Annotated in this window: 14 protein-coding genes; 10 read left to right on the top strand and 4 right to left on the bottom strand. The window is 42.4% G+C overall.

What is annotated here, in order from left to right:
• Nucleotides 1–33 precede the first annotated feature (33 nt).
• Nucleotides 34–2,883 (top strand): outer membrane beta-barrel protein, encoded by a 2,850-nt coding sequence (locus BMX56_RS15260; protein ID WP_090649676.1) that lies wholly within the window; start codon nt 34–36, stop codon nt 2,881–2,883.
• A gap of 158 nt (nt 2,884–3,041) precedes the next feature.
• Here the strand turns inward: BMX56_RS15260 and BMX56_RS15265 are convergent, their stop codons facing one another.
• Together BMX56_RS15265 and BMX56_RS15270 are read right to left on the bottom strand one after the other, a co-directional pair.
• On the bottom strand, nt 3,042–4,292 hold the full coding sequence (locus tag BMX56_RS15265) for a hypothetical protein (protein WP_090649679.1): 1,251 nt from the start codon (nt 4,290–4,292) through the stop codon (nt 3,042–3,044).
• A 19-nt stretch (nt 4,293–4,311) separates the two neighbouring features.
• Nucleotides 4,312–5,538 carry a hypothetical protein gene (locus tag BMX56_RS15270; protein ID WP_090649682.1) on the bottom strand — a complete coding sequence of 409 codons (1,227 nt, stop codon included), beginning with the start codon at nt 5,536–5,538 and terminating at the stop codon, nt 4,312–4,314.
• A 160-nt stretch (nt 5,539–5,698) separates the two neighbouring features.
• Between BMX56_RS15270 and BMX56_RS15275 the strand changes: the two genes are divergently transcribed.
• The 7 genes from BMX56_RS15275 (at nt 5,699) to BMX56_RS15305 (ending at nt 12,952) form a co-directional block, all read left to right on the top strand.
• Nucleotides 5,699–6,571 (top strand): AraC family transcriptional regulator, encoded by an 873-nt coding sequence (locus BMX56_RS15275; RefSeq protein WP_090649684.1) that lies wholly within the window; start codon nt 5,699–5,701, stop codon nt 6,569–6,571.
• Nucleotides 6,572–6,874: 303 nt separating this feature from the next.
• Entirely contained in the window at nt 6,875–7,207 is a 333-nt protein-coding gene (locus BMX56_RS15280) for an L-rhamnose mutarotase (protein ID WP_090649687.1), read from the top strand.
• A 28-nt stretch (nt 7,208–7,235) separates the two neighbouring features.
• Nucleotides 7,236–8,585: an alpha-L-fucosidase gene (locus BMX56_RS15285; protein WP_177183833.1), complete on the top strand. Its 1,350-nt coding sequence runs from the start codon at nt 7,236–7,238 to the stop codon at nt 8,583–8,585.
• Between the two features lie 88 nt (nt 8,586–8,673).
• Nucleotides 8,674–10,332: a UxaA family hydrolase gene (locus BMX56_RS15290; protein WP_090649690.1), complete on the top strand. Its 1,659-nt coding sequence runs from the start codon at nt 8,674–8,676 to the stop codon at nt 10,330–10,332.
• Between the two features lie 162 nt (nt 10,333–10,494).
• Nucleotides 10,495–11,259, top strand: a complete 765-nt coding sequence (locus BMX56_RS15295; RefSeq protein WP_090649693.1) for an SDR family NAD(P)-dependent oxidoreductase — start codon at nt 10,495–10,497, stop codon at nt 11,257–11,259.
• A 24-nt stretch (nt 11,260–11,283) separates the two neighbouring features.
• A complete protein-coding gene (locus tag BMX56_RS15300) occupies nt 11,284–12,129 on the top strand; it encodes a fumarylacetoacetate hydrolase family protein (RefSeq protein WP_090649696.1) in 846 nt (281 codons plus the stop codon).
• Nucleotides 12,122–12,952 (top strand): amidohydrolase family protein, encoded by an 831-nt coding sequence (locus BMX56_RS15305; protein ID WP_090649699.1) that lies wholly within the window; start codon nt 12,122–12,124, stop codon nt 12,950–12,952. The genes BMX56_RS15300 and BMX56_RS15305 overlap by 8 nt, the downstream gene beginning before the upstream one ends.
• A 605-nt stretch (nt 12,953–13,557) precedes the next feature.
• On the opposite strand, the gene BMX56_RS15315 is transcribed toward BMX56_RS15305, so the two are convergent.
• Entirely contained in the window at nt 13,558–14,085 is a 528-nt protein-coding gene (locus BMX56_RS15315) for a DinB family protein (RefSeq protein ID WP_090649705.1), read from the bottom strand.
• 156 nt (nt 14,086–14,241) lie between these two features.
• Between BMX56_RS15315 and BMX56_RS15320 the strand changes: the two genes are divergently transcribed.
• Nucleotides 14,242–15,009 carry a polysaccharide deacetylase family protein gene (locus BMX56_RS15320; RefSeq protein ID WP_090649708.1) on the top strand — a complete coding sequence of 256 codons (768 nt, stop codon included), beginning with the start codon at nt 14,242–14,244 and terminating at the stop codon, nt 15,007–15,009.
• 72 nt (nt 15,010–15,081) lie between these two features.
• Nucleotides 15,082–17,814, top strand: coding sequence for a glycoside hydrolase family 78 protein (locus BMX56_RS15325; RefSeq protein ID WP_090649711.1), 2,733 nt, complete (start codon nt 15,082–15,084; stop codon nt 17,812–17,814).
• A gap of 344 nt (nt 17,815–18,158) precedes the next feature.
• On the opposite strand, the gene BMX56_RS15330 is transcribed toward BMX56_RS15325, so the two are convergent.
• The gene (locus tag BMX56_RS15330; protein ID WP_090649713.1) at nt 18,159–18,416 is read right to left on the bottom strand and encodes a hypothetical protein; all 258 of its coding nucleotides are present in this window, start codon (nt 18,414–18,416) and stop codon (nt 18,159–18,161) included.
• Nucleotides 18,417–18,873 lie beyond the last annotated feature (457 nt).

The following is an 18,873-nucleotide window of genomic DNA, read 5'->3' on the forward strand; positions in this document are numbered from 1 at the left end:
TATTGCTTTGTGTTGTAAATAAGCCGCAACAGGATGAAACTCAAATCTACATATCTGATAATCGCAGCATTGCTGTTTAGCCTCACAACCTTTGCCCAAACGGGCAGGCAGGTCAGGGGAACGGTCACCGACTCAACCGGGGTAACCTTACCGGGTACTACTGTTAAATTACTAACCGGTACCGATAGCACCAAAGTAATTACCGATAGTAAAGGTGCATTTACCTTTGACGATGTAAAAACAAACCAGTTTAGCCTGGTTTTAAACTCGATAGGTTACCAGGGGCTGCGCCGTCGTTTTGTGTTGGATAATGCCAGTACTCCTGTGTTGTTAAAGCCCATTATTCTTAAAAATGATACCTATATGCTTAACACGGTTACCATATCTGATGTTAACCCGGTAAAGCTTAAGGAGGATACGGTTGAATTTAATACCGCTGCTTACCCGGTTCGTGATAATGCCCCTGTGGAGGATGTAATTAAAAAATTGCCTGGTGTTGATGTTGATAAAGATGGCAATATTACCGCCCAAGGTAAAAGTGTAACCAAAGTAAGAGTAAATGGTAAAGATTTTTTTGGTGGCGACGTAAAATCAGCCACCAAAAACCTGCCCGCTGATATTGTACAAAACATCCAGATTATTGATGATTACGGCGATCAGGCCAACCTTACCGGTGTAAAAAGCGGCGAGCCTGACAAGATCCTTAACATCACCATAAAACAGAGTAAAAATTACGGGTATTTTGGCCAGGCCAGCGTGGGCGGGGGCAGGGATGCTATTCCCGGTATCTCCAACAGCCAGGAGGGGAACAGGTATGTGGCATCGGCAAATATGTTCAAATTTAACGGCGATCAGCAACTGGCCTTTTTGGGCAATCTAAATAATACCAATACCAACCTGTTTACCTTTAACGGCGGCGGCCCCAGAGGCGGCGGCCCGGGTGGTCCTCCGGGTGGTAATAGCAGCAATACTAACGGTATCACTACAGCACGGTCATTTGGCCTTAACTACCGCGATAGCTGGGGCAAAAAAGTTACCGCTTATGGCAGCTATAGCTTTGCCGATAATTCGGTATATACCATCAACAAAACCATTCAAAACAATATATCTACATCAAACCCAAGCACCAATACCAATAACAACACCCAAAACGACGAAAAGCTGAACCATCGTTTCAACTTCAATATCGAAATTAAGCCCGATACCGTTAATTATATTAAAATTACACCATCGTTTGCTTATGCAAAAGTAACTACCACACAGTTAGGCAGTAGTTTGTTGGTTAATAACTCCCAAACCATATCCAATTATAATTTTGATACCTACAGTAACCAAACCGAACCAAATTATGGGGCCAATGTGTTATTTAACCACCGTTTTGCCCGTAAAGGCCGCAATTTTAGCGTAAATGTTGGTGCCGGATCATACAAGATCAATAAATACCAAAACCCGGTTTATACCTATTTAGATGGTGCTGCAAACGCGCCGCTCAATCAGTTTATTAATACCAACAGCCGTACTGATAGTTTGGGTACAAGCGTATCGTTTTTGGAGCCGGTGAGTAAAAAAGGGTATCTTGAATTAACATATGCTTATCATTACGCCTATACTACGGCTGATAAACGGACAGATACCCTCAGCCTTGATGGCGTAACCAAAGATTATTATGGCTTGCTGAGCAATAATTATAACTCCACGTTTATTACCAATCGTTTTGGCTTAAACTATCGTTTTATCGATAAAAAGTATAACTACACCTTAGGTTTGGTAGCACAACCAACCATACTGCGCGGGCAATCATTAACTAACGGTGCTTCGCCAACAGATAGCCATACATTTAACTTAGCACCTAATGCCAGGTTCATTTACAACTTCTCGCGTAATCAGTCGTTAAGCTTAAACTATAACGGGGTGAGCAACCAGCCAACCTATACCGAGTTGCAACCTGTTACCGATTTCAGCAATGCATCGTACCCGGTTCAAGGTAACCCCGATTTAAAGCCAGAGTTTAATAACAACCTATCCATCAGGTACAACAAGTTTAATTTCGAGAGTGGGAATGTGTTTTTCAGTAATTTATCTTTCACCACTACCGATAATAAGATAGTAGCCAACACTATCAATTACCCTAAAACATACACGCCAAACAGCAAACTGGCCGGAAGTATTTTAACCCAGTATTTGAATGCCGATGGATTTTACTCGGCACAGGGTTTTTACGTATTTGCCAAACCCTGGGAAAAAAGAAAATATAATTTATTCTTTATAGGCAACGTTGCCTACAATAATAACATCTCTTATATAAGTAATGTCGATTCGACAAGTTATGCCATGACAACCGAGAAAAATATAGCTAAAAACCTGGTGCTCTCGCAAGGCGTCAGATTCCGGTTGAGTATTACTGATGTTGTAGATGCCGAGGCCAGCACAACCTACGCGGTAAATAAGTCGAATAATTCGATTACTACGGCCAACATCAACAATAATTTCAGCTCGCTTAACCTGAGCATCAACGGCAAAAACTATTTATGGAAGGATTGGACAGTAAGTTACGATTACTCCAAGATGTTTTATTACGGCTATAAAGGAGCAACCAACCCCAATATATTAAATACCTATGTTGAGCGCAGGTTTTTAAAAGGAAATGCAGGTACTATCCGCCTTTCGGCAATGGATGTGTTTAATCAAAATACGGGTTACACCAGTACGCAAAGTGGTAGCTATGTAACCCAAACCAGCAGCAACAGGCTGGGTAGGTATTATTTGTTAAGTTTTACACTTAAGCTACAGAAATTTGCAGGTAAGAAACCAACAATGGGGCCCGGTGGTATGGGCGGCCCTGGCCCTGGTGGCCCCCCTCCGGGTGGCGGTGGCCCGTTTTAATGAGGGAGAAAGTCTGAAACGATATTTAAAATCTGGCTATCCCTGAGAAAGATGGCAAGCAATGATCATACGCGAGGTTGATCTGGATTTAGTTGATGTTATTGGTTTAAGCCATAACACAGCGTCCCGGGGGTGAGATACCGGGACGCTTTTTTGATTTAAAACTCGTAATTAATGCCCGCTTTAATGCTGTTTGCATTTATAGTATAATTTTTGCTATTGGTAATAGCCGCGGGAGTGGAATAAGAAACATATATGTCCACTTTTTTACCTAAAGTTACACCCAGCTTGATAGGGAAACTGATTAGTCCCGAACTTAGAGAAAGGTAGTTGTACGTAGTTGTTTGAAGATGGCTGTTGTAGATAGAATTGCCCGTGGTTTTTACGAAAGTATAGGATATACCGGCGTCGATAAAGAATTTAAAATTGTTGGTGTTATAAATGTTGTATATCACCTGCGGATTAACAATAACTAAAAATTCCTTTACATTAAAATCAGATTTTGGTATATCCGGCTGGTTAAAATAGAGATCTACAGAGTTCTTATACGCTGCCCCGGTAACCATTATTTCGCCACGTACAATGAGTTTGCCAACACTTGGATTTGGATATAAATTTACACCTGCTGACACTGCGGGGTACACAGATGTTGTATTTTTTGCGTTGTAAAATTTGGTGCCCTGGCTGGTACCCGGACTGGTTGTAAACAGGGTAGCATTAACACCCACGCCGGCAAAAAATTTCCACGCCGATTTACCACCATACGTTTTTTTATCAACAGTAATATTGTTGAGTTTTTGGGAAATGCTTTTTAGGTCGGGTAAACTATAAGTAGCATTTTCTATTTCGCTTTTTAATTTCTCCGATGTCGGGTTATATTTAATAGCCAGGTCATACAGTTGCGGTATGTAAATATTTTCGCTCCGGGTTTGTACGCCGTGATCTGGCAAATAATAAATCCGGTAAACAAGTTCCTTAACCTGGCTGGTTTTGTTATCGCCAATAAAAAACCTCGTCTTTTTGGCATCAATGTATGAATACAAGGTTACATTTGGGCCATTTTGCTCCACCCTTAAAAATACCACATCCTGCTTTCTGGTTGAATCAACTCCTGTTTGCAATTTTGAAGTATTGGTTTCATCCATACTGATCTCGCCGGAGTACCGCTGATAAATAGATGAATTAAGCAATTCAAAATAGCTTATATCATTTACCGTATAGTTTTTAACGCCTGCAGTGCTTTTAAATTCGATGCTTTTGGGGTTGCCAAACCATTCTTTCTGGTTTATTTCACCGCGTAAAGTATCACCCTTTAGGGTAACAATGTAGCCTGGCTTATAATTGCTTTGCGCAAACGTTAAAGCAGGTAGCAACGTTAATGCTGCTGCTATTGAAAATAAAGTTTTCATTGCGATAGAGGTTTAGTTTTTAATTAAAATAGTAGTTTAAGGCTATTTGAACAGCACTTACCTGCATGTAATTTGTGTTATCCTTGGTAAAGATCGCATTCGGTATATATCCTGCTGTGATGTCGAATTTTTTACCAATCACCGCACCGATATTTATGGGGTATGATATCCAATTTGATTGTAACAGATAGCCATCTGTAACGGTTGTTTTACCTGCACCTGAATAGGTATATTTGTTACCACTGTAAGCTGATATATTAAATGCGGCACCGGCAGCGGCGTAAAATTTAAAGTCATTTGTATTGTAAAAATTATACAGGATTTGTGGTATCAGCGATATATTATTTTGAGTTAGCGAATAAGTAGAGCCGCCGGTTTGATTTCCTTTAAACTTATTACTGGTATAAGCAAGCTGCGCCCTGAATATCAGTTTTCCGGTACTGGGGTTAGCCAATACATTTATTCCGACAGCAATGCGCGGGAATATTGATGAGGCTGATTTGCTGTCAAATTCTTTAAATGCGTCGATGCCTGATGTAATGTTGCCAAAGTTTACACCCGCCGAAGCAAAAAATTGGGTGCTTTTACTGCCATCGGTTAATGTTGCGTCTTGTTTCGCATTAGTTTTATTGATAAATCGTGCTATTTCGATTAGGTCATCCGCATTATAGTCGGCCTTTTCAATAATGGTTTTGGTGTTGTTGGAGCCGTTGTACTTTTCCGATAACAGGAATAGTTGTTGTTTATATGCATCTTCGTTTATGGTTTTTCCATCATTCTTATAAACCCTGTAAACCAGTTCCGTTGGCTGAGCATCGCCACTTCCGCTAACAAAGTAATGATTCTTTAAATCGTCGGCATATTCAAATAAAGTAATATTGGCTCCTTTTTGGATGATCTTTAAAAACACCGAATCAGTTTTGGTATCCGTGTTTCGGCCGTTTGAAAGGCTGGATATTTTGGTTGGATCGACGTTTAGTAAGCCAATATATCTTTGATATGCTTCTGAATTTGTAGCTGCAAACGAAGTGATATCACTAACACCAAGGTAGCGGGGGGGAGTATCATTTGTCGATGTTTTAAAACTAACCTTTCGTGGGTTAACAGCCCATTCTTTAATGTTGATGAAGCCGCGTAAAGTATCGCCTTTAAGCGTAACAACATAACCTGGTTTGTAATTGCTTTGCGCAACAGAAAATAAAGGCAATATTAATGCCGGAAGCAGCAGTTTGTAATAAGGTTTCATTAGGAAATAATTGGATTTAATCTGGCAGCAAGATATAAAAATATATCACTTAAAAGAAAATGTGACGTGTCGTTTTTTTAGTGGCGTAAAAAAAGTGCGACAATCAGCTATTTTTACAATTATTGGCTATATTTATCGCATCAATTGTAAAATAAGCTGAATGAAACCGCAGTTACTAAAAGTTTCTTCGGGCCCTGCACACTCGTTTAGTGTGCGGCACGATGTATTGCCCGATATTAACAACCGCTGGCATTGCCACCCCGAACTGGAACTGATTTACCTGAAGAAAGGCAGCGGTACACAGTTTATTGGCGATAGTATTAAACAATTCAAATCGGGCGACATGGTGTTGGTTGGCCCCAACCTGCCGCACTACTGGCGTTTTGACGATTTGTATTTTAACTCCGCTGAAAATAAAGGGGTAGAGGTTTTTGTAGTACACTTTTGCGAAAACTTTTGGGGCGAGCAATTTTTGCAATTGCCAGAGAATAAATTGATCAAAGTATTGTTCGAAAAATCAAAACGCGGGTTGCAGATTACCGGGGCAGCAAAAGAAAAAGTAGCCGCCCAGATGGCAGCCATGCCAGGTACCGATGGCGCCGAGAGGATTATCATGCTGCTAAAGGCACTAAATGCTATTGCCACCAGCGCGGCATCGAGTTACATGGCTTCCATTGGTTTTAAATACGATCATAATGATTCAGAGAACGACCGGCTAAACAATATTTATGAATATTCGATGCAGAATTTCAGGAAAAAGATTTACCTGGATGAGATTGCCGAGATAGCGGGTGTAAGTTCCAACTCGTTTTGCCGGTACTTTAAATCAAAAACCCGCAAAACCTTCTCGCAGTTTATCATCGAAATAAAAGTTGGCCACGCCTGTAAATTACTGATAGAAGATAAGTTGAACATTAAACAGCTATGTTACGATAGCGGGTTCAATAACTTTTCAACCTTTCACAAACATTTTAAGCTGGTGACCGGCAAAAGCCCGCTGATGTACCAGAAGGAGTTTATTAAGAATTCGTAAGCCCCCTCTATATCTCCCCGGTAGGGAGACTTTTGATCTTCGTCTTTTTTTTAGCTATCTCTCCCCTTGCCACAAAGGACTGAATGCATGGTAAGAACAGCGTAATGATTAAACTCCGGCTAAATCCTTCCCATTAGATAGGATTTTAACAAATAGTCAGGTAAAATCTCCTGTACCGGATTTAGAGAGGGGGCTGCTCTGTATATGCCAAAAAAGCTGAATGTTTTAACCATTTTATACCAACTATTTACCTGTAAACTTTATTTCTTTGTATAACCGATATACTACTTTTTAAATCTATTTATGGCCCACCGCTATTGTTTAACGCTTGATTTGGTTGACGATGCCAAGCTGATTGCCGAATACGAAAAATACCACCAGGCTATCTGGCCCGAGATTCATCAAAGTATTACCGATTACGGCATCACCAACATGGAAATTTACCGTTTTGATGTGCGCCTGTTTATGATCATGGAAACCGACGATACTTTCAGTTTCGAAAAAAAGTCGGCTGCCGATGCTGCTAATCCAAAAGTGCTGGAATGGGAAAACCTGATGTGGAAATATCAGCAGGCTGTTAAAGGGGCCCAAAAAGGCGAAAAATGGGTTTTAATGGATAAAATATTTCAGCTATAAATAACCTGTCAACTAAATTATAAACCTCATGTTCAAAAAACTTCAATTATCTATGCTGGTGATGCTGGTAGCCGTTTTATCGGCTTCGGCACAACAAAAAACAATTGGCACCGAAACGGATGCCCAAAAAGAAAAACGGATGGAATGGTGGAAAGACAGTCGCTTTGGCATGTTTATTCACTGGGGATTATACTCGGGCGCGGCAAGGCACGAATGGGTAAAGCATAACGAGAAGATTGACAACGCCGGCTATCAGAAATATTTCGACCAGTTTAACCCCGATTATTTTGACCCTCAGAAATGGGCTAAACAGGCCAAAGCTGCCGGTATGAAGTACGCGGTACTCACCACTAAACATCATGAAGGGTTTTGTCTTTTCGATTCAAAATATACCGATTATAAAGCGCCTAATACCCAGGCCAAACGCGATTTGGTACGCGAGTATGTAAACGCTTTCCGCGCACAGGGGCTTAAAGTTGGCTTCTATTATTCGTTGTTAGATTGGCACCACCCCGATTATACTATTGATGAAATTCACCCGCAATCGCCAAAAGATAAAAGCGACGCCAGTTATGCCAAACTGAATAAAAACCGCGATATGGCCAAATACCGCCAATATATGCGCAACCAGATAACAGAGTTGCTAACCAACTATGGTAAAATTGATATCCTTTGGCTCGATTTTTCTTTCCCGCGTGGTGATGGGCATGGCAAGGGTAAAGACGAGTGGGGATCTGTTGAACTGCTAAAACTGATCAGGAAATTGCAACCTGGCATTATAGTAGATAACCGCCTTAATCTGGAAGAATATAAAGATGGCGCCGATTTTGAAACACCGGAACAGGTAAGTACAGCCGAACTGGCCAAATACCGTGGCAAAACATGGGAAACCTGCCAAACATTTTCGGGCTCATGGGGATACTATCGCGATGAAAATACATGGAAAACCCACCGCCAGTTATTGGATTTGCTGATAACATCGGTAAGTAATGGCGGTAACCTTATCCTTAACGTAGGCCCAACAGCCCGCGGCGAATTTGACTACCGTGCCACAAACGCGTTGGACAGTTTGGCACACTGGATGCATGCCAACGATAAATCAATTTACAACTGTACTTACGCCCCAGATACTTATAAAATACCCGAGGGAACAAAACTTACTTACAATAAGGCAACAAAGAAACTTTATGTACAATTGTTTGATTACCCCGGGGGCAAGCTGATACTGCCTGGTTACGCCGGTAAAATTAAGTACGCGCAGTTTTTAAATGATCATTCGGAGTTGTTATACAAAATATCAGGATCTGATGATTTGGAGGTTACCATGCCAGCTAAACCGCCGTATGAGATACCGGTTATTGAATTGTCGCTTAACTAAAAGTTCATGGTTGATAGTTCATGGTTCATGGTGAAAAAAAAGCTGCCGGGAACTATGAACTATGATCCATGATCCATGAATAAAAAATATGTCGCAAAAAGAAATATTTTTAAGGATTCACCCACATGATAACGTGCTGGTCGCGCTTCAAAACCTCGAAGCCGGTACAATAATTAATTTTGAGGGCGAAAACTTTCCGCTGGTTGACCGTGTGGCCGCCAAGCACAAATTTGCTATTAACAAATTGGCACAAGGTGCAGAAATTTATATGTATGGTGTGTTGGTGGGCAAGGCTACGGTAACTATACCAAAAGGTGGCTTGCTTACTACGGCCAATGTACACCATGCATCAGAGGGCTTTCACTTAGGCGAGCGCAAACTTAGCTGGCACCAGCCCGATGCCTCAAATTTCGCGGGCAAAACATTTAACGGCTATCACCGTGCCGATGGGTCGGTAGGTACTGCAAATTACTGGATAGTAGTACCACTGGTATTTTGCGAAAACCGCAACATCCAGGTTTTAAAGGAGGCTTTGGTTGATAAGCTTGGCTATAAAAAAGCCAAAAGCTACGAAGGTGATGTGGAGCAGTTAATGGAGCTTTACCAGGCAGGTAAATCGGTTGAAGAGATTTTGAATGCCGATATTCAGTTAAGTGCTGATAAACCCAATTCAAAACGCCTGTTTAAAAATATTGATGGCATCAAGTTCCTAAACCATAGCATGGGCTGTGGGGGTACCAAGGATGATTCGGATGCTTTATGCGGATTGATTGCCGGTTACATTACCCATCCAAACGTTGCCGGGGCAACGGTGCTGAGCCTTGGCTGTCAGCATGCGCAGGTAAGCATTTTGCAGGCCGAGATTGCCAAACGCGATCCCGCGTTCAGTAAACCAATGGTGATATTGGAACAGCAAAAAGTGGGTACCGAAAGCGAATTGCTTAAACAAGCCCTTAAACAAACCTTTGCCGGCCTGGTACAGGCCAACCAAACCCAGCGCGAGCCCGCGCCGCTTTCAAAACTGTGCATCGGCATGGAGTGTGGCGGATCCGATGGTTTTTCGGGCATTTCTGCCAATCCGGCTTTGGGTTATGTATCAGATTTGCTGGTTACCATGGGCGGCTCGGTAATCCTGGCCGAATTTCCAGAGCTTTGCGGGGTAGAACAGGAATTGAGCGACCGCTGTGCCGATGTGGAAACCGCCAACCGCTTTATGCAGTTAATGACTACATACAACGCCCGCGCCGAGGCAGATGGATCGGGCTTTTATGCCAACCCATCGCCAGGTAATATCCGCGACGGTTTGATCACCGATGCTATTAAATCGGCCGGGGCTGCCAAAAAAGGCGGCACATCGCCGGTAACCGCTGTGTTGGATTATCCTGAAAAAGTAACAAGGCCGGGGTTAAACCTATTATGTACGCCCGGCAGCGATGTGGAAAGTACTACGGCCGAAGTTGGATCGGGCGCAAACATTGTGTTATTCACCACTGGTTTGGGTACGCCTACAGGTAACCCCATTACACCTGTTATTAAACTATCAACCAATACGGTAATGTTTGAGCGAATGCCCGATATTATCGATATTAACTGCGGTACTATCATCGAGGGTGAAGAAACCATACAACAGGCCGGCGAGCGGATTCTGAATTATGTAATACAAGTTGCCAATGGCGAAATAGAACCCAAATCGGTAAAGCTTGGCCAGGACGATTTTATACCGTGGAAGAGGGGAGTGTCGTTATAAAGAGCCTTACCCAACCCTCTCCAAAGGAGAGGGCTTTGAAAAGGATATTTAACAACCTGTCATGCTGAGGAACGAAGCATCTATTCTGCAATATGCATATTCAATATGCAAAGTTTACTAATAGATGCTTCGGTCCTCAGGATGACAAAATAGAAAATTATTATGTTCAAACTAACCAATAAATCAGCAGTAATTACCGGCGGTGGCAGCGGGATTGGCAGGGCAATGTCGATACTTTTTGCGCAGCAGGGCGCTACTGTGCACATCATCGAATTAAATGATAAAGCAGCGGCTGATACAGTTGCCGAAATAGAGGCCGCCGGTGGCAAGGCTAAAGGCTATGCCTGCGATGTAAGCAACCAGCAACAAGTGGTTGATTCTTTTACAAACATCGGCGTTATTGATATTTTAATAAATAACGCAGGCATTGCCCACATTGGCCGCGCCGATACCACCAGCACTGCCGATTTTGAAAAAGTATTTAACGTAAATGTAAAAGGTGCTTATAATTGCCTGTACGCCGTTATCCCTATGCTAAAGGCAAACGGGGGCGGGGTTATCCTTAATACAGCCTCGATAGCGGCCAGCGTTGGTATTACCGATAGGTTTGCTTACTCTATGAGTAAAGGGGCTATACACGCCATGACGCTGTCTGTGGCCCGTGATTTTTTGCACGATAATATCCGCTGTAACTGCATTTCTCCGGCACGTATCCATACGCCTTTTGTAGATGGCTTTATCGCCAAAAATTATGCAGGGCAGGAAGCCGAGATCTTTGAAAAACTCTCCAAAAGCCAGCCGATTGGCCGGATGGGCAAATCAGAAGAGGTGGCAGCATTGGCACTTTATCTATGCTCAGATGAGGCCGGGTTTATCACCGGTACCGATTATCCTATCGATGGCGGTTTTATCACGCTTAATAATTAAACATAACCATAACAACAAGATACAATGAAGCTTATTAGATTTGGCGAACACGGCAAAGAGAAAACAGGTGTTATCCTTAATAATAAAAAATACGACACATCGGCTTTTGGCGAAGATTATACCGAACAGTTTTTTGAAACCGATGGCCTTGCACGTTTAGCAGCATTTATAAAAGATGCTGAACTGCCCCAGGTTGCCGATGATGCACGTTTGGGCAGCCCCTTCGCGCGCCCGTCAAAAATCATATGCATCGGTTTAAATTATGCCGACCATGCGCATGAAACTAATGCACCGCTGCCGCCCGAGCCGGTAATTTTTATGAAAGCTACCTCGGCCATTGTTGGTCCTAATGATAATGTAGTGATCCCCAAAAATTCGGTCAAAACCGATTGGGAGGTTGAACTTGCTGTAGTTATCGGCAAAAAAGCATCCTATGTTGATGAAGCTGATGCCATGAGCTACGTTGCCGGTTACGTATTACATAATGATGTATCTGAACGGGAGTTTCAACTGGAGCGTAACGGTACCTGGGATAAGGGTAAAGGCTGTGATACCTTTGCGCCGTTTGGTCCGTTTTTGGCGACTGCCGATGAAATTGAAGATCCGCACAACCTGCACTTATGGTTAAAAGTGAACGGCGAAATTATGCAGTACGGTACCACATCAAACTTTATATTTAACCTGCCGCACATTATTTCCTATACAAGTCAGTTCATGACCTTGTTGCCCGGCGATATTATATCAACAGGTACACCGGCGGGTGTTGGCCTGGGTATGAAACCGCCGGTTTACCTTAAACCTGGCGACGTTATTGAATTGGGTATTGACGGCCTTGGTGAGCAAAAACAAAACGTGGTAGCATATGCTTAAAATAGATTCGCACCAGCATTTCTGGATTTTTGACCCCGTGAGGGATAGTTGGATTAACGACCAGATGCTGGCTATAAAACGTGATTTTTTGCCGGTTGATCTGTTGCCCGTTTTACAACACTACGGCATAGATGGGTGTGTATCTGTACAGGCAAGCCAAACCGACGATGAAACCATGTTTTTGCTGGATCACGCAGCCGCAAACCCGTTTGTAAAAGGCGTAGTAGGCTGGGTAAACCTGCAAGCTGATGACCTTGAAGACCAATTGCTGCAATATAAAAGCTACGATAAGCTGAAAGGTTTCCGGCATGTTTTGCAATCAGAGCCTGATGATGAATACATGTTGCAGCCTGCATTTCAAAAAGGCATAGCCACGCTCGAAAAGCATGGCTATACCTATGACATTCTGATATTTCCCCGGCATCTGCCTTTTGCTAATCAATTGGTAGGCAATTTTCCCAATAAAAAGTTTGTGGTCGATCATTTGGCCAAGCCTCACATCAGGGATAAAAAAATAGGCGACTGGCAAAAGGATATCGAAGCGCTGGCCAAACATGAAAATGTATCCTGCAAAATTTCGGGAATGCTAACCGAAGCCGATTGGGCTAACTGGAAGGTTGATGATTTTACCCCATACCTTGATGTAATATTCAAGGCATTTGGCCCGGCCCGTGTCATGTTCGGTTCCGATTGGCCGGTTTGCCTGCTGGCAGGCGGTTACGAGGGTACCATGCAGGTAATGCAAAACTATGTTGCTAAGCTATCTGCCACCGAGCAGGAACAATTTTGGGGAGGCAACGCTATTTCGTTTTATGGCTTATAAGCCTCACTTTCCCATACTCATTTTATTAAACTTGCGAAGTTTTTAAAACTTCGCAAGTTTTCTGTCTACAGGCTCCATATCCCTCAATTTTTTGCCCTCAAATTGTAACATTCTTCTAAGCATAAACGTTAATAAAATGTTGGCACATATTTAGCTATGTATAGGCAACGATTACAGCTAAAATTATAAACCGTTAAGTTTTTATCACAGTTTTAGATGTGCGTATTAAACAATTTATTTTCAACGTTATGCCTTTTATATTTTTCCAAATCACTGCACTGCTTGCCGTAATCTGTTTCACAGTCGTTATCTTCATTTTGCGCTCTAAAACACGCAAAAAATCAAATTCTGTTACAAAATATAAAATTGATACCGATACAACCTATGCCCGGTACGCAATTAACGAGAACGGTTTCCTTGAAGAAATAAACGAAGGGAAATTATCAAAGTATAGGAATTAGTATCCACACAGCAAGACATGTAAAAGACGATTGTTCTAAATAAAGGACAATCGTTTTTGTTTAGTAGTAAGTAGTAAGTATCAAGATTTTTTAACTTTCGGATTAACCAATTTTCGCAGCTGTCTTGATACTTACTACTTACTACTAAATGGTACTTGCTACTTCGCGTTGATACTCTCCGCTCAGTTCGTCGGCGCTGGGGCCGTAGCTGCCGGGTATCGGAATGTTTAGCAGGCGCAGGTAAACACCTAACTGGGCGCGATGATGTACAAGCTGGCAAAAGGCAACTCTGATTACTTCGGCTTTGTTATAGTTTTGCAATATCACATCGCCATTGCTTAGTGTCCAGGGTTTCAGCAGTTCTTCTTCGGTTATGTTTTGCAGGGCTTCTTTGCCTTTAGCTACCGATTGTTCCAGCAAATCTAACAGTTCAGTAGTGTTTTCGGCTTTAGGTGGATTGTAAGGTTCTGCGGCAAAATTTAATCCATCGGTGTACACCGCTAATGCAAGCCAGTTTGGCAAATCCACAATATGAACAGTAAGGTCTTCAATGGTCATACTTTTCGGGTGTGGCTGCCATTGAAATTTGTCGGTTGGCACAATTTCGAGCATTTTACGGGTGGTTTGGGTTTCCTGCTCCAATTCCTTTAAAAACATTGGGATAATATTCATAGCGTTTTTGTTTTTGATTATAACTCAAAGTAACAACCAGCTTGTGACAGCCCTATGTCAGTAGCATTTAATAAAGTTTAATTTATTTTATTCGTTTTCCATCGCCAAAAAAATCATGCGTTAGTCTATATTAGTACAGGTTTTAAACCTGCGTTTATGAAAAAAATAACCCTGCTTTTAGTATTGCTCAATTTTACCGCCTTGGCTCAAACTCATAAAAAAGCTATCATAGTGCTTACCTATGATGATGCTTTGCCGTCACAGTTGGATATAGCGCTGCCACAACTCGATTCGTTAGGATTTAAGGGTACGTTTTTCCTGACGGGATATATAACCCAGGCAACCATCCCACGCTGGCGGCAGGTAGCTTTAAATGGGCACGAATTGGCTAACCACTCGCTATATCATCCCTGTTTAACCAATTCGGTAAAAGCCAATCCTGCAAATAATTCGGCCAACTATTCGGTATTTATGATCAAGCGCGAAGTTGCCGAAATGAATAACCTGCTGTTTGCCGTTGACGGAAAAACAGGTACGCGCACGTATGCCTACCCCTGTACCGAAATAGCTGTTGGCGGCGTAAAATACGCCGATTCGCTGGGTGCCGCCGGCATCGTCAAATACGCACGTATTGGCGGCGGCGCCGATGCCGTAATAACCGATTTTAAAAAGATTGACCCCATGCAGGTACCGGCCTGGGGCATACATGGCGGTGTTACGGGCGATGAATTGGTTGCTTTTGTTAAAAAGACACAACAAAGCGGTGGGTTAGGGGTTTTTATGTTTCATGGTATCGGCGGCGATTATATAACTACACCGGCTGCAGCACACAAACAATTATTGCTTTACCTTAAGCAGCACCAGGACGAAATAGAAGTGCGTACATTCCAGGACGCCCTCGATTATGCTAAAACGATTAATTAGGGGAGAGACAAAAGACAGACGGGGTTGCCATTGCCGCACGCGAATGATATCATTGGTAACCAATCATAAATCATGAAACGTATTTTACTTTTTTTATTTGCTGTTTTGCCGGCGATTTGCATGGCGCAAAAACCTGTTGTTGAAAGCCTGACCGCCGAATATTTAACCAACCCGATAGGTATCGATATCAGCCATCCGCGGTTGAGCTGGAAAATTAATACCGCGCAAAGGAATACTTTACAGCAAGCCTATACTATTGTTGTTGCTACTGAGGCATCATTCTCGTCGTCCAAAACTGTTTGGAATACGGGCAAGGTAGCATCCGATTCATCGGTATTTGTTACTTATAATGGAGTTGCGCTAAAATCGGCGACACGCTACTATTGGCGGGTAAAAGTATGGGATAACCACGGCAATACATCTGCCTGGAGCAAACCCGCTTATTTTGAAACAGGATTGTTTAACGCCGCCGACTGGACGGCCAGTTGGGTGCAACCCAAGCAGGATAGCTCACGCAAAATGCCTGCAGTTATGTTACGCAAGCAATTTTCGGCATCTAAAAAAGTGATATCGGCCCGGGTTTATGCTACCGCCCACGGGGTGTATGAGTTATATCTTAACGGCCGCAAAATAGGTAACCAGGTACTTACACCCGGCTGGACCGAGTATAAAAAACGCCTGCAATATCAGGTTTATGATGTTACCACGATGCTGCAGCCCGGCGATAACGTAATTGGTGCCATGATTGGCGACGGCTGGTTTAAAGGCACGATAGCTTACATGAACAGCTGGGGTTTCTGGGGTAAAAACCTTGCCTTGTTATGCCAGTTACAAATAACTTATGCCGATGGGACTATCGAGAATATAAACTCAGATGGCTCATGGAAAGGTACCCAAAACGGGCCGGTAACGCTTAACGGCATTTACGATGGTGAAAATTATGATGCCCGTAAAGAAATAACCGGCTGGAATAAGAAAGGGTTTGATGATGCAGCATGGTTGCCGGTTGATGTTGTTAACAATATCACAAAAGCCACATTGGTTGGGGTACAAAGTGTGCCTGTACACCAAATTGCCGAACTGAAGCCCATAGCGATTTTTAAAAGCCCTAAAGGAACCCAAATTATTGATTTTGGCCAGGATATGACCGGCTGGATAAGGATGAAAGTGAGTGGGCCCGCAGGAAAAACAGTTACCATAAGGCATGCCGAAGTGTTGGATAAGTTTGGTGAGTTTTATACAGCCAACCTGCGCAATGCCACGGCAACTATTAACTATACGCTTAAGGGCGATGGCGTGGAAATATTTGAGCCGCACTTTACGTTTATGGGTTTTAGATATATTGCTGTAGAAGGTTTCCCGGGCGAGATTAAGCCGGAGAGTTTTACGGCTGTTGTAATACACTCAGATATGGCTGTTACCGGGCAGTTTACCTGTTCAGATACCATGATTAACAAGTTACAGCACAATATTCAGTGGGGGCAAAAAGGTAATTTTTTAGATATTCCTACAGATTGCCCGCAGCGCGATGAACGATTGGGCTGGACAGGCGACGCACAGGTTTTTTCGCGCACGGCAGCATTTAACATGAATGTAGGGCCATTTTTTGCCAAATGGATGAAAGATGTAGCAGCCGACCAGTTCCCGGATGGCGGAGTGCCTTTTGTGGTGCCAGATGTTTTACAAACTAACCGTGCCACATCGGCAGGCTGGGGCGATGTGGCCGTTATTGTTCCCTGGACAATGTACCAGGTTTATGCAGATAAACGCATTTTGCAAACCCAATATCCCAGCATGAAAGCGTATGTTGATAAGATCATCAAAAAAGCGGGCGATAATTACATTTGGCGGGGAGGTAGTGTTTTTGGTGATTGGTTGTTTTACCGTCCCGGCATCTATGATTTTTCGGAGCCAAACGGTTATACCAACCCTGATATGATTGCTACGGCTTTTTATGCGTATTCGGCAAAATTACTTAGCCAGGCCGCGGGTGCTATAGGCAACACCGCCGACGAAAAGAAATACAATGATGTGTTTGAAAGTGTGAAAAAGGCATTCATCCATAATTATATGACCCCCACAGGGCGCATTTTTGCCGATTCGCAAACAGGCTATGTGCTGGCATTGAAATTTAACCTGGTGCCCGATAGTTTAAAAAGCAGGGCAGCGGCTTACCTTGTTGAGGATGTACGCAGCCGGAACAACCACCTTTCAACCGGGTTTTTAGGTACGCCTTACCTGTGCCAGGTGTTATCGCAAAATGGGTATACCAATGTGGCTTATGACCTGTTATTGCAAAAAACGTATCCATCATGGCTATACCCTGTAAAAATGGGTGCTACTACCATTTGGGAGCGTTGGGATGGTATTAAAACCGACAGTACTTTCCAGGATAAAAGCATGAACTCCTTTAATCACTATTCGTACGGTGCCGTTGGCGATTGGATGTACCAGCATGTTACCGGCCTGCAAATTGGTAAACCGGGCTATAAGAATATAGTATTGAAACCCGAACCCGGCCGCCAGTTTACCTTTGCCAAAGCAACTTTTGAAACCATGTATGGTCAGCTGCTTTCTGAGTGGGAAGTTAAAGATGGCATCATGCGCATCCATGTTAAAATTCCTGCTAATACCACAGCAGGGCTAACACTGCCACAGGCACATTCCGAAGATGTAAAACAAGATGGTAAACCGCTGGCAGGTGCCAGTGACGATGCAAACGGCACAACAGTACATTTAGGATCAGGCGATTATACATTTAACTACCCTTGGGTTGTGTTAAAAGATAAAGTTGCCGCTAAATAAAGGGTGATAAATTGTTTTCTGAAGGTGTTTGATTATATTTATTGAAGAATGTATATGATCAAACACCTAAACTATAAAGGAGTAATGTTACAACTATTCTCCCTTAGAACTATGCAAACTATAACACTTTAAAAAGGTAGACGAATGGTATTTTAACAAATGGAGAAAATTAACCGTGATTAGGAATTTTATCTAAAAAAACAAAGGGGCAAAAGCCCCTTAATATTTTCGTCGCAGATAGGGAAAGAAGGATGCAAATAAATACATCCTTAACCTCGTAAACCAAACATCTCATTAGTAGTAATAGGGTTACAGGGCGTTCTAATGCAACATAAGTTACGAATTTATTTTTTAGCGAAAGTGATAAGTACCGTGAGTTTACCATTATAAAGGTAATTGGTCATAGTCACAACCTGATATCCTTCAATTTCATGTTTGACTATACAATTATTAATTCTACCTAACGGTCCGTTAGGCTCATCTACTGTTACAACATCGAATAACTGGTTTGAGGGCTGGCTCGTTGCAAAAACAGACTTAACACCAAATACTGTTAAAACGCAAATTGCGATTGCCGATACAATTAATAATAACTTTTTCATGGGGAAATATGATTAAGGGTTAAAGTATCTAAATTTACAACTTTATTTACCCATTGTCAATCCGTTAAAGTGCCTTATTTTGAGATGATTATCTTTGTCTCAGCTTACTTATCATTACCTAAGATTATTATCACTAATAGGATGGTTAGTAAGCGCCTTAGAGAAAACGAATGATGGGTACACTGCTTTTCATGAAATGAGAGACGGCAGTGTGATATACACCGACGGGGATACGCTGACGGAAACTTTACTACTTGCTATTACTTGATAGTTGTGGTTATATTCATGATGAATCGCTGGCAGTTTTTAAAGATTTTATTGAGAATGGTTTGTTGATAGAATAATTTTTGTTGCCCGGTAAACATCTCGACCGGTCGGTTTTGTGGTTCTATGACGATTTGCATGGGTAACATCGATGTGGTTGCTGATCAGTTTCTAAAGATATATTTTGTTGACA

Source organism: Mucilaginibacter sp. OK283 (genome assembly GCF_900110415.1).
Lineage (GTDB): Bacteria > Bacteroidota > Bacteroidia > Sphingobacteriales > Sphingobacteriaceae > Mucilaginibacter.